General features: G+C 68.5%; 11 protein-coding genes. 5 read left to right on the top strand and 6 right to left on the bottom strand.

What is annotated here, in order from left to right:
- Nucleotide 1: 1 nt before the first annotated feature.
- On the bottom strand, nucleotides 2-943 hold the full coding sequence (locus tag QFZ46_RS13905; protein ID WP_307362508.1) for a glycosyltransferase family 2 protein: 942 nt from the start codon (nucleotides 941-943) through the stop codon (nucleotides 2-4).
- Nucleotides 936-1,925, bottom strand: a complete 990-nt coding sequence (locus QFZ46_RS13900) for a glycosyltransferase family 2 protein (RefSeq protein ID WP_307362505.1) — start codon at nucleotides 1,923-1,925, stop codon at nucleotides 936-938. Before QFZ46_RS13900 ends, QFZ46_RS13905 begins: the two co-directional genes overlap by 8 nt.
- 106 nt (nucleotides 1,926-2,031) lie before the next feature.
- Here QFZ46_RS13900 and QFZ46_RS13895 point away from each other — a divergent pair, with 106 nt between their 5' ends.
- Both QFZ46_RS13895 and QFZ46_RS13890 read left to right on the top strand, forming a co-directional pair.
- A complete protein-coding gene (locus tag QFZ46_RS13895; RefSeq protein WP_307362502.1) occupies nucleotides 2,032-3,084 on the top strand; it encodes a glycosyltransferase family 4 protein in 1,053 nt (350 codons plus the stop codon).
- Complete coding sequence (locus QFZ46_RS13890; RefSeq protein ID WP_307362500.1) at nucleotides 3,081-3,740, top strand: hypothetical protein; 660 nt, start codon at nucleotides 3,081-3,083, stop codon at nucleotides 3,738-3,740. The genes QFZ46_RS13895 and QFZ46_RS13890 overlap by 4 nt, the downstream gene beginning before the upstream one ends.
- A 211-nt stretch (nucleotides 3,741-3,951) precedes the next feature.
- Here the strand turns inward: QFZ46_RS13890 and QFZ46_RS13885 are convergent, their stop codons facing one another.
- Genes QFZ46_RS13885 through QFZ46_RS13870 form a run of 4 tightly spaced genes read right to left on the bottom strand, consistent with a single transcriptional unit; the run spans nucleotide 3,952 to nucleotide 8,942 of the window.
- Complete coding sequence (locus QFZ46_RS13885; protein ID WP_307362498.1) at nucleotides 3,952-4,848, bottom strand: hypothetical protein; 897 nt, start codon at nucleotides 4,846-4,848, stop codon at nucleotides 3,952-3,954.
- The gene (locus QFZ46_RS13880; protein ID WP_307362495.1) at nucleotides 4,845-6,032 is read right to left on the bottom strand and encodes a glycosyltransferase family 4 protein; all 1,188 of its coding nucleotides are present in this window, start codon (nucleotides 6,030-6,032) and stop codon (nucleotides 4,845-4,847) included. The genes QFZ46_RS13885 and QFZ46_RS13880 overlap by 4 nt, the downstream gene beginning before the upstream one ends.
- Nucleotides 5,986-7,560 (bottom strand): polysaccharide biosynthesis tyrosine autokinase, encoded by a 1,575-nt coding sequence (locus QFZ46_RS13875; RefSeq protein ID WP_307362493.1) that lies wholly within the window; start codon nucleotides 7,558-7,560, stop codon nucleotides 5,986-5,988. Before QFZ46_RS13875 ends, QFZ46_RS13880 begins: the two co-directional genes overlap by 47 nt.
- Nucleotides 7,536-8,942 (bottom strand): O-antigen ligase family protein, encoded by a 1,407-nt coding sequence (locus QFZ46_RS13870; RefSeq protein ID WP_307362490.1) that lies wholly within the window; start codon nucleotides 8,940-8,942, stop codon nucleotides 7,536-7,538. The genes QFZ46_RS13875 and QFZ46_RS13870 overlap by 25 nt, the downstream gene beginning before the upstream one ends.
- A gap of 214 nt (nucleotides 8,943-9,156) precedes the next feature.
- Between QFZ46_RS13870 and QFZ46_RS13865 the strand changes: the two genes are divergently transcribed.
- From QFZ46_RS13865 to QFZ46_RS13855, 3 genes are all read left to right on the top strand, one after another.
- Nucleotides 9,157-10,335: a glycosyltransferase gene (locus QFZ46_RS13865; protein ID WP_307362488.1), complete on the top strand. Its 1,179-nt coding sequence runs from the start codon at nucleotides 9,157-9,159 to the stop codon at nucleotides 10,333-10,335.
- Between the two features lie 122 nt (nucleotides 10,336-10,457).
- The gene (locus tag QFZ46_RS13860; RefSeq protein ID WP_307362485.1) at nucleotides 10,458-11,768 is read left to right on the top strand and encodes a UDP-glucose dehydrogenase family protein; all 1,311 of its coding nucleotides are present in this window, start codon (nucleotides 10,458-10,460) and stop codon (nucleotides 11,766-11,768) included.
- A gap of 31 nt (nucleotides 11,769-11,799) precedes the next feature.
- Complete coding sequence (locus tag QFZ46_RS13855; RefSeq protein WP_307362482.1) at nucleotides 11,800-12,549, top strand: arsenate reductase/protein-tyrosine-phosphatase family protein; 750 nt, start codon at nucleotides 11,800-11,802, stop codon at nucleotides 12,547-12,549.
- Nucleotides 12,550-12,581: the final 32 nt, after the last annotated feature.

Here is a 12,581-nt window from a genome sequence, read left to right as displayed (position 1 = left end):
TTCAACTGCGGCGAGCGCGACCCGTGACCGTGCTGATCGCGCCGCCGAGGAATGCGAGCGGCGCCCGACGCAGCCCCCAGGCCGCGCTTCGGGCGGCATCGCCGAGGTCGCCTCGTCGCAGTTGCCTCGGTGCGTCGATGCCGGCGATCCTCGACTCCGAGCGACGGTAGCGCTCCAGCCGCTCGGTGAAGTACCCCGCGACCTCCGTGGCGCCGCGTCCGCGTGCTGCCCACCGTTGGCGATCGATCATGTCCTCCATCGCCAGTCTGCGCAGTCGCACGTTCGCGGGTGCCATCGAGGTCATGTTCGACGAGTGCCGTCTGTAGCGCACCAGCAGTTCGTCGATGTAGATGAGGTCGCCGCGCAGCGCCAGGCGCAGACCGAGTTCGAAGTCGACGAGGATCGGTATCTCGGGGCTGTGCCCGCCGATCGCCAGGAACTGGTCGCGCCTGATCATGAGCGTCGGCCCGAGCGGCGTAGGTGCCGTTCCTCTGAGGATGTCGGATGCCGGAGTCTGGCGCGATCGCCAGTCGGCCCCGAATGCGGCCCCTGCGGCGTCGATGTGCCGGTACCCCGAGAAGGATGCCGGTGCCGACGGCGTCTCCAGATGATGTGCCGCGTGCACCGCCAGGCGTTCCGGCATCCAGATGTCATCGTCATCGAGGAACGTGATCAGAGCCCCACGTGTGCGCTCGACGCCGATGTTGCGGGAGAGCCCGGCCGTGGCCGAATGCTCGATCGTGATCATCGACATGCGCGGATCGTCCTGGATCAACGCCTCGACGCGCTCGGGATGCGCGGCGCCGTTGTCGACGACGAGCAGTTCCCAGTCCTGGAACGTCTGATCGCGAACACCCTGCAGTGCGGCGGCGAGGTACTCGCTGTCGTGGCCGAGCGCCAGCACGATACTGACGAGCGGAGCGGGCGCACTCGTGTCACCCACCGTCCACACCCCTCCTGGCGCGAAGCGGTGCGTTGATCGTCGCCGCACGATCGACCGGTCGCACGGCCGCCCACAGTCCCGCCGCAGTGCCGGCCAGGTCCACCGCCGCGCGGATGACGCCTCCGCCGAGGCCGCGCACCCGCGCGCCCGTCGAGTCCTTCGACCCCCACTCGCGCACACCCGTGAAGGCTTCGCGCCCGGCGCCGGAGACGACCGAGCCGAGATAGCGCGTCAGGTGCGGATCCGACCACCCGAGCGTCGTGCGCAGCAGAAGCACGTGGTTGCGCGCACCGTAGAACCGGTACCGCCGATCGAAACGGCGCCCCTTGGCGTAGTCGCCGGCGACGTGCAGCACAGCGGCATCCGGGGCGAACACGATCCGGTGCCCGGCCTTGCGCACGCGCAGCGCAAGATCGCTGTCCTCGCGCAGGCAGGTGCCGGGGTAGTAGTCGTGGATGCCGCCGATCTCAGCGATCACGCGGGTACGCACCGACATGTTGGCGCCGAGCATGTGATCGGCATCCAGGATGCGTCCTGGGTCGGCACCGAAGTTCCCGGCCAGGCGGCCGTTCGGAAGGAACCTGCCGATGCGGTCGTGCCCCTCGAGCTCCTCACCGGCGCGACCGTTGCTCGCTCGCCCCCCGACCGCACCGACATCGTCAGGCTCGTAGGCCGCGAGAAGCTCGGCCAGCCACTGCGGTTCCGCGTACGCGTCGTCGTCGATGAAGGCGACGACGTCTTCGGTCGCATCGACCGAGCCGATCGCGCGCGATGCGGCGAGAGTACCGGCGCCGAGGTCGTTGCGGCGGTACTCGACCCCGGGGAAGTCGTCGACGACGGCACGGGTGTTCTCGTCCGGTGAGGCATCCACGACCACGATGCGCCGGGGTTCAACGGTCTGCCGCCCGAGATGCTCCAGGCACGTGCGAACGTGATCCGGGCGGCGATACGTCGCCACGACCACCACTGCATGACGCGCCATCGTCCACACTCCCCTGGTGCAACTGCCCTGATGCGCAGAACCTCCCCTGATCCCGCACTGCCTCGACTATAGCGACCGCGACCCGCCGGCACGCTAGATTCAGCCCATGCCCCAGCTCTCCATCACGACGATCGCGACGGATACGCCTATGGGTGCGCAGGCGTACCAGCGCCAGGTCACGTCGCGGGCGGCGGAGGCGCTGGCCGCGACGGGCGAGCCCTGGTCGGTGCGCGAGCACACGGTGCGTTCGCTGAGGTCGTCGCTGCCGGGTGATCGACGTCTGCCGCTGGGTCGGCTGGCGAGGGCATCCGCATCGACGAGGGCCGTAGTCGGGCGGTTGCTGTACCGGGGCGACGACGTCTCGCACCGTATGACGCTCGAGCTGCCGCCGTCCCCGCATGCCGACGTGGTGACCCTGCACGACGTGGTGGCATGGCGCTTTCCCGATGAGTCGGCGCCGGTCGCCGCGGCGGCCGAAGAGCTGCGGCGCAGCGCCGCCGTCATCTGCGTCTCGGCTTTCACCGCGGCCGAGGCTCAGGAGCTGCTGGGAATCACCGATCCGCACGTCGTGCCCAACGGCGTCGACCCTCGTTACTTCGATGCCGCTCCGCTCGCCGCTGCCCTGCTGAACGGGCTCGGACTCGACGGACGGTACGTGCTGCACGCCGGCGGCGCCGCCCGCCGCAAGAACCTGCACGCCCTCGCCGAGGCGTGGCCGCTCATCCGCCGTGAGCGGCCAGATCTGCGACTCGCTCTCGCGGGGCCAGAGCATCCCGAGCGCACCGCACTGTTCGAGGGCCAGCCCGGAGTGCACCTGCTGGGGCGACTGCCGGACGAGCTCATGCCTGGCCTCGTCGCCGCGGCGGCGGTCGTCGCCGTACCGTCGCTGTACGAGGGCTTCGGGCTGCCTGTGCTCGAGGCGATGGCCGCGAACGTCCCCGTGGTGGCGGCGGACACGAGCAGTCTGCCGGAGGTCGCCGGCGGCCACGCGATCCTCACCGGACCGGATGCCGCCGCGATCGCCAGCGGCATCATCGATGCGACTTCGGGCGACAGCACGCTGGCCTCGATGCTCGTGGCCGGCCGCGCGCACGCCGCCGAGTACACCTGGGAGCGCAGCGCCGCCGCTCACGCCCGCATCTGGAGCGCCGTGCGATGAGCACGCAGAACACCGTGCTCGCGTTCGTCACGAGTATGCGGCATCCGCACAACAGCACCGACTACCCGGCAGTCGAAGCCATGCTGCGGGAGTCGTTGACGGCGTGGCTGGGTCAGAGCGACCCGCGGTTCGTCATCGTCGTGGTCGCGAACAGGCTCGTCGATCTGCCACGCGATGATCGCGTTCACGAGGTGCAGGTGTCGTTTCCTCCCCCGTCGGATGCGCGTACTCCCCGCACGGGAATCGCTGCCGTGCTGCGAGACAAGGGCACGAAGAATGCGATCGGCCTGGCCCGCGCCAGAGACCTCGGCGCGGACTACGTGATGTTCGTGGATGCCGACGACTTCGTCTCGCGCCGCCTCACGGCGTTCGTCGCTGCGAAGATCGGTGCGCCGGGCTGGACGATCACGGACGGATGGCGCGTGCAGTTGCAGCGCCGCGCAGTCCGCCGCCACTCCGGTGACTTCCAGCTCCAGTGCGGGTCGTCGCACATCGTGCGTGCAGACCTGCTGCCGCCGACCACGGCCGGTGTGACGGCGACGCAGGAGGAGCTCTACGACGAGCAGGGCGACCTGCTCGAACGCTGGCTCGGGTCGCACATGCACATTCACGACGACCTGCCGCTGTCAGCGCTACCGTTTCCCGGCGCGCTCTAGAGGGTAGGCACGAGCCAGTCCCACTCCGGCAACGCGCTGGGCGGCGCCGGCAGGCCCATCACTCGCGGCATCGCCGAGGAGTTCGGTGTACCTGCGACGGGGTGGACGCCGTGGCGCGTGGCACGCGCGATGCTCCCGTCGTCGCGCGCCGTGCGCGAGCGGTTGCGGCTGCTGCCCAACCGCAACCACCGGTGACGTCGTTGCGCCGGCGTCAGCCCCGCAACGCCGACACGATGCCCACCGGGAATGCCCGTTGCCCGAGCGACAGCCCAGACGCACGTCCGATCGCCGCTTCCAATCCGTCGTTGAGTCGCGCGACCCGCTCTGCATCAGCGGCCCAGGCCGTCGCCGCCAGTTCCTCGAGCGGTTGCGACGCGTCGAACTCCCGGTACCGCGAGCGGCCGGGAGTGACTGCCGCCTCGTAATCGCGGAACTTGAATTCGCCGCCGTCGAGGGGCGGGTCCAACGTGGTCCAGATCGCGGGGAGGCCGTAGGAATCCGCGGTGATGAGCCCGTGAAGCGACGTCGTGATGACGGCCCGGCTCGCGGCGATCTCACCCACCGCCGCCCCCGCCCGTTGATGCACGTTCACGACTCGCGCCATATCGCCCGCCGCGCGCACGCGTTCGGCGAGCGCGACGTGCGGACGATGGTGTCCGTGCGGCACGACGGCGATCCGGCCGTCGCCGTCGGGGCGGGCCCGGTGACGGGAGACGAGCAGACCTGGATCCCCGTAGGCGGGTTCGTCCTGCAGGCCGATGCGCTCGGCGGTCATCGGGCCGCGCACGGCGAGGACGGATGCCGCGGGCAGAGGATGCCGCTGATCGCGCATGAGGCCCGACCCCCAGATCGCTCCGGAGAACTCGGGCGGCAGGAACTCGAGCAGGCTGCCCACACCGACCAGCCTGGCCGAGCGAGGTTCGCGATACTGCGGCACGAGCCCGTAGCGCGGCAGCAGCCACGGCGTCAGGTCGTCACCGAAGTTGGGGTGTCCGTCCCACCAGAACGTCGGCACGATGTGCCCGCCCCACGCGGCCCGTCGACCGAGTGCTGATCCGAAGCGCCCCAGTTGCCTGAGCCGCCGGCGCGCGGCGCCGTGATACTTCACGTCGCACGCTCCGCGCCGACGGTGCCACGGAACAACCGTGCGTACGACTCGGCGATGCGCGCCCATTCGAATTCCGGCAGCCGCGCCCGCCCGTTCGTAGCGAGTGTGCGACGAAGCGTCTCATCGCGCAGTATCCGCCTCATCGCCGATGCCAGACCCTGCCGATCGGTCGGGTCGACCAGAAGCCCGTCCTCAGCGTCGCGGACGAACTCCGCAGCCCCTCCGCGCGAGGTCATCACCAGCGGTGCACCACCACGCCAGGCTTCGAGTGCGACGATGCCGAACGCCTCTGAACGGCTCGGTACGACGACGGCTGTCGCCGCCGCCATGCGGGCTGCGACGACTTCTGCCGTCCCCTGTCCCGCCATCCGGACACGTCCGCCGACGTCTGCACGATCGATCTGCTCCTGCAGCACTGCGCGTTCCGGCCCGTCGCCGATGATCTCGAGTTCTGCATCGGGAAGATCGGCCTCGACGAAGGCATCGATGAGCAGGTCGAAGCCCTTCATGCGCCCGAGCCGTCCGACGGCCACGAACAGATTGTCACGTCGCTCCACGCGCCCGATGACCGGCGCGGAGCCGACCCCGTTAGGAATGACCACCCCACCGCGAAGCCCGAATCTCGCCCGCAGATCAGCGAGCACATACTCGCTCGGCGCGGTCACCGCAGAAGCGGCGACGACGGCATCCCGCAGCCCCCGTCTCAGCAGCGCCGAGCGGGCGTAGACGCCGTTGTCGTCACCGAGGGTCTCGCCGTGCGAGGTGACGACCAACGGCACCCCGTATCGCCGATGGAGGCCGAGCGCGTACAGCCCGTTGGGCCCGAAGCACTGCACCGACAGCACGTCAGGGTGGAATTCGCGCACCGCCCGCGCCCACTTCGACAGCGCTCCGGGCGCCCGCACCGCGAATCGCACCAGGTCGCGGGCGCTTCGCGCGGGCAAGGGCGTCGGCAGGTACCGCACGCCGAACGACCGTGCCGAACGCGTTCGCTCGCCACGATCGACCGTCCACACCTCGACCTCGTCACCGCGCGCCTGCAGCTGCTCGGCCACTCGCGCCACGTGCTCTTCCACGCCCCCGACGAAGGGGGCGAACGACGACGCGATCAGTGCGACACGGATGCCGGGCGGCGCATCACCTCTTCGGTGCACTGCGTCCGCCGGGACGTTTGGTCGGCGCATCGGTGTTCGCCGGGCGGAGGAGGTCTTCGATCGTCATCGCCTCGTCCGCCTGGTACGACTCCGCAGGGTCAGCTGGCGCACGCCGTGGCCCGGCTGCCTGTCTCCCGCTCCTGCGGGGACGCGGTGTCTTCTCGACCGCTTCGTCTTCGGGAGATCGCGCTTGATACCCGTAGCCGTAGCTCGCACCAGAGCTGGAGAGCGCGACGCGGTTGAGCACGACGCCGAGCACCCGCCCATGCACCTTCTCGATGGCATCCATCGCCTTGCCGACGATGTCGTAGGTGCTCGATCCCGCCGCGATGACGAGGATCGCGCCGTCGGCCTGGTGCGTCAGGATCGCGCCATCGGTGATGGGCACCAGGGGCGGCGCATCGATGATGACGGTGGCGTGGTCGGCGAGCTGGTCGAGCAGCGACTTCATTCGCTCCGACCCGAGCAGCTCGCTGGGGTTCGGTGGAGTGGTACCGGCGCCGAGCACGAGAAGCCCCGGCATCCCGGGCGCGCGCTGCAGCACATCGGACAGATCGGCCCGCCCGGCCAGCACATCGGTGAGTCCGGCGCCGTGGTCCAGGCCCATGGTGCGCGCGACCGTCGGGCGACGCAGGTCGCCGTCGACGAGTACGACGTGCTCGCCGTTCGCGGCCAGTGTCGCGGCCAAGTTCGCGGCGACGGTGGACTTTCCCTCACTGGGCAGCGCACTGGTGACGACGATCCGCCGGGGCGGGTGGTCGACGTCCATGAACTGCAGGTTCGTGCGCATCACGCGCAGCGACTCGGAGACCGCGAACGAACTCTTCGACGAGCCATCCTTGTCCGTGATGAGCCGCTGGTGCTTGTCGAGCCCCGAGATCGAGGGGATCGCACCGAGCACCGAGACGCCGAGCCGCTGTTCGACGTCGTCGGCGGCGCGGATCCGTCGATCGGAGTAGGCGCGCATGAAGGCGAAGGCGATACCGGCGGCGAGGCCGATGATGCCGCCGATAACGACGGCCGAGCGCGTGTCGGGGAACGCAGGAGCCTCGGGCAGCGCCGCGGACTCACCGAGGATGACTGTGACCGGCGATGACCCCTCGGTCCCGTCGCCATCGAACTCGTCGATCGTGGCGGTGAGCCCGCGCACCCACGCCGACGCGAGGTCGCGTGCGGCTTCGGGGCTCGATCCCTGTGCCGTGATGCGAAGGATCGCTGTGCGCGCGGGGTTCTCGACCGTGATGCGCCGGACGAGCTGCTCAGGGGTGGCGGCGAGGTCGAGTTCGGCGGCGGCGTGCTCGGCGACCGTGCGCCACAGCGCCATGTCGAGGTACGTGTCGACCTTGGCCTTGGCGATCGCGTCTTCCGCGCCGGGTGCGACGACCACACCGGCATCGGTTCCCATATCTCGCGACTTCACGAAGCCGCTGGCCGACGCCTCGTACACCGGCGTCTGCAGCTTCGCCCAGCCGTAGCTGACGCCGAGACCGATCGCCGCGAGCAGCACGATCGCCAGTGCGTGCCGCCGCAGCGCTATGAAATAGTCGCGGAGTTCCATGTGCCCCCCAGGGTCTTGGATTTGATCTTACGCACGCGTGTGAATGCGGCGGGTTCGGATTCTCGTGGTGCCTGTGCGGCCTCGAATGCCTGCGCCCCCAGGCAGATTCCGGCGATGAGGAACGGGATCGACACCTGCGCCGAGACCCAGAACAGGTCGAACTGCGCCTGCACGATGCGCGCGAGTACGGAGCCGAGCGCCAGCATCCCGAATCGCGGATCCACGCGCCAGAGCACGACGATGAATCCGACCCACATGATCGTGAAACCGACGAGGCCCACCACGCCGGCCGAGGCGATGACCTCGAGCTCGGCCTGCGGGGGCTGGAAGTTGGCGGTCGGATGCACGTACCAGTACCGCAGGCCGTGACCCACGAGAGGCTGATCGAGCCACAGGTGGTAGACCTCTTGCAGCCAGTTGAGACGCTGATACACGGAGTTGTACTTGTCCTGGGATTCGATCTGCTCGACGACGCTCTGGACGAGCAGCACCACGCCCGGCAGAGCGAGCAGGAAGGCGAGCACCCAGTGCTTCGCGCCCCCTTGGCGCAAAACGTAGATGAGCATCACGACGATGAATCCGATGATCGCCTGACGCGATTGCGTCAGCAGCAGGGCGACGACGCAGAGCCCGAACGTGATGCGAGCCCAGCGCTTCGGCACGCGCATCCAGTCCGGATTCAGCCAGGCCGCGAAGGCGACGAAGGCCAGCGCTCCCCCGGCGAAATTCTTGTGCATCGGCCATGGCCAGGCCGGGTAGACCGGCCCGAGGTCGCCCCTGGCGAAGTTCATGCCCGCGGTGAGGAGCGTGCCTGCGGCGATCACGGCGCCGACGATGAGGATGAGCCGCATCGCGATGGGTGCTTTCCCCGCCCGCCCGATCGCCCAGCCGAGGATCAGCGCGCCGGAGATGAGCAGCCACGCGTGCACCCACTCGATGAGGTTCTGCTGGAACGGGTTGATGATCACGGTGAACACCGTGCTGAACTGGTAGACGAGGTTCAGCCGGAGCATCGCCCGCATCGGCGGAGTGTGCTCATGGTGGCCGAGGAGCACGGCGACGCCGAAGCCGGTGGCGAGTGCCGCGTCAGACACGGTGAGGTCGCCGCCGCCGAGTCCGATCCGCTCGACGACGAAGATCGCAGGCGTCGCCATGAGCATCGTCGCGATCGGCATCGACCAAGTGATCACGGCGGCGATCATGAGCACGCCGATCACGATGGCGGTGATGGCTCCATTGGCGAGCCCGCGTTCGAGCACGAAGTACACCGCGCCGATGACGGCGATGGCGAACAGTGCCCATCGCCACGCGTCCGCCCACAATTCCGCCAGCCACCGGCGAATCCCCGATCGCCGGCGGGACGGATCCCCACCGATCCCCATTGAGTCAGTATGACACCGGCATCGTCGAGATGGTGGTCACGATTTCGCACCGTGCCTGCGATTTCGTTTCCGAACGTCGACGAGATGAGGCATGATTAGCACATCGATGCCCTGTGGGAGGGTCATCGATGACGATGCCCTGTGGGAGGGCTGTCGTTTTGTTCTCTGGGGAGAGGCAGTTCAGCATGCGCAGTTGTGATCTGGGGTGGCTGCGATGAGCGGCCTGCTCGTGACCGAATGGATCGAGCGATCGGGTGGCGCGGAGCGCGTGCTCGACGTGATGGGGAATGCCTTCCCCGATGCCGACATCCGCTGCCTGTGGAGTGATCCGCTGTCGGCGTTCCCGACACGGCAGCTCGATCAGTCGTGGCTCGCGCGCACACCGCTGCGCCGCCACAAGGCACTGGCTCTGCCGCTGATGCCGACGCTGTGGCGCCACGTCAATGCCGAATGGGCGTACGACTGGATGCTGGTGAGCTCCTACGTGTTCGCCCATCATGTGCGCCTGGTGGGGCAGGACATCCCCAAGTACGTCTACGCGCACACGCCGGCTCGGTACATCTGGAATCCCGAGCTCGACCGCCGCGGTGACAATCCGCTCGTACGTACAGTCGCGCCGATCTTCCGCAGCATCGATCGACGCCGTGCGCAGGAGGCGACGGCGATCGCGGCGAACAGTGAGTTCGTACGCGATCGCATCCGCCGGGCGTGGGATCGGGATGCGACGGTCATCCACCCTCCGGTCGCGGTCGAGCGCATCCTGTCGCGCGCCGACTGGCGCACCGGGGTGACCGATGATGAGGAGCGCCGGATCATCGATCGGCTGCCCGATTCATACGTGCTGGGCGCCTCGCGCTTCATCCCGTACAAGCGTCTCGATCTCGTGATCGAGTCCGCTGCACGTGTAGGCCTTCCCGCGGTGATCGCGGGCTCGGGGCCGGATGAGGAGCGACTGCGTGCAGTGGCCGCCAGGGTCGGGGTTCCGGTGCTCTTCGTGATCGCTCCCTCTGATGCGATGCTCTACGCGCTCATGCAGCGCGCAGCGGTGTTCGTCTTCCCGGCCGTCGAGGATTTCGGCATCGTGCCGGTCGAGGCGCAGGCGGCGGGCGTGCCCGTCGTCACCGGTCCGGTGGGCGGTCAGATCGAGACGTACGTCGACGGGGTGAGCGGTATCACCGCAGCGTCGACGGATGCTGCAGACCTCGCCGATGCGATCAGCGCAGCGATCTTCCTTCCGCGATTCAACGCCCGCACGGCGACGGCGCGCTTCCACGAAGACATCTTCACCACGAAGATCCGTCGCTTCGTGGGCATTGAACGCGAAGTGAGGCAGTTGCGCCCCTCGCACTCGTCGCAGTGGCCTTCTTCACGACGCTTCAGGCCAGCGGCCTGAGCAGCCGCCCGGTCTTCCAGAGGTAACGAAACAGACACCTCCCGGCCATCGAAACGTCCTGAATGCCGCGTGTGCGGACGGGATGATGAGGCCAATGTTCGTCCGAGAGAGGAACTATCATCATGCGACTTTCGGTCATCGGCTGCGGATACCTGGGGGCCGTGCATGCTGCGGCGATGGCGTCGATCGGGCATGAGGTCGTCGGCATCGACGTCGACTCCCGCAAGATCGACGCGCTGTCTGCGGGCACAGCGCCGTTCTTCGAACCGGGGCTGCCGGAGATCCTCGACGACGGCATCCGTTCCGGTCGCCTGTCGTTCTCGACAGACATCTCCGCGGCGGCCGGCGCGGCCGTGCACTTCATCGGCGTCGGCACCCCGCAGCAGGCCGGCGGCCACGCGGCAGATCTCACGCATGTGAACGCTGCGATCGACTCGCTGCTCCCCCACCTGGCGCAGGGCGACATCGTCGCCGGCAAGTCGACGGTTCCGGTGGGCACTGCTGCTGAGCTCGCTCCGAGGATCGCGGATGCCGGTGCCACGCTGGTGTGGAACCCGGAGTTCCTTCGCGAGGGCTGGGCAGTGCAGGACACGGTCGATCCCGATCGTCTTGTCGCCGGAGTTCCAGCCGGAGCGACGGGCGAGCGCGCGGCAGCCATCCTGCGCGAGGTGTATCACCCGGCCATCGCCAAGGGCACACCGTTCATCGTCACGGACTATGCGACTTCAGAGCTCGTGAAGGTCTCGGCGAATGCCTTCCTCGCCACGAAGATCTCCTTCATCAACGCGATGGCCGAGATCGCCGAGGTCACCGGCGCCGACGTCACCCAGCTCGCCGATGCGATCGGCTATGACGCGCGCATAGGACGCCGCTTTCTCGGCGCGGGAATCGGGTTCGGTGGCGGATGCCTGCCGAAGGACATCCGTGCGTTCGCCGCGCGCGCAGAAGAGCTCGGCCGCGGCGAATCGGTGAACTTCCTGCGAGAAGTCGACGCGATCAATCTGCGCCGTCGTGATCGCGCCGTGCAGCTGGTCGTCGACGGACTCGGCGGTCGCGTGTTCGGCAAGAAGGTGACGATGCTGGGCGCTGCGTTCAAGCCGTTCAGCGACGATGTGCGCGATTCGCCGGCGCTGGATGTCGCCGTGCGTTTGAACGGCCTCGGCGCGAAGGTAGTGGTGACCGATCCGCAGGCGATCGAGAACGCTCGGCGTCTTCACCCGCAACTGACGTACGTCGACGCCAGAGACGATGCGATCCGTGATGCGGATGCGGTCGTCATGGTGACGGAGTGGGACGAGTACCGGCGCGAATTGACGCCGGAGCACGCCTCGTCGCTCACGGCGGGCCGTGTGGTGGTGGATGCCCGCAACGGATTCGATGCCGCCGCCTGGCGCGCGGCCGGCTGGAAGTACTTCGGGATGGGGCGGCCGTGATGCCGCCGATCCGCGACGTTAGGCTGGAAGTGTGATTTCGCAACCTCCCAGTGAGCCTCCCGCAGGCATCAGCCGCCGTGAATGGCGCCGACGTACCGCGGGAGCTTCGACGCCGGCGAGCACGCCGTCGTCCGGCCCGCTGCCCGGGCTCTTCGCGTCGACCGAGAGCGCAGCTGCCCGCCCCCAGAACGCTCGCCCGACCATCCTGACCGTCTGCACCGGCAACATCTGCAGGTCGCCGATGGCGGAGATCCTGCTGCGGCGCAGTCTCGAGCCGCTCGGCGTGCACGTGCACAGCGCGGGGACCCACGCGCTGGTGGATCATGCGATGCCCGAGCCCGCTCAGCAGATGGCGATTGCGCTGGGCGCCGACGCAGGAATCGTGGATGCCCACCGCGGGCGTTATCTGGTCGAGCCCATGCTGCAAGACGCCGATCTGATTCTGACGATGAGCCGTGAACACCGCTCGCGTGCGGTGCAGATGATGCCGCGCAGCCTGCGCAGGGTGTTCACGATTCGCGAATTCGCTCGACTGGCGTCGACTCTCAGCACCGAAGATGCGCGCGCCGCAGCGGATGCCGCAGGCAGTGACCCTCGCGAACGCCTGCGCGCCGTCGCTCTCGCGGTCGCCGACCAGCGTGGCCTGTCGGAACCGATCGCTGACGAAGACGATGTGATCGACCCGTACCGGCGTTCACGCGAAATCTACGAGCAGTCGGCTGCGGAGCTGACTCCCGCGATCGCAGAGGTGGAGCGGATCGTCGGAGCAGCGCTCGGCTGACGCTGCGGGTCGGCCCCGCAGCGTCGGGAAGA

Source organism: Microbacterium murale, from assembly GCF_030815955.1.
In the GTDB taxonomy this organism is placed as follows: Bacteria; Actinomycetota; Actinomycetes; order Actinomycetales; family Microbacteriaceae; genus Microbacterium; species Microbacterium murale_A.
Note: the sequence above shows the minus strand (reverse complement) of the source record. Positions and strands in the feature narration are given on the sequence as shown.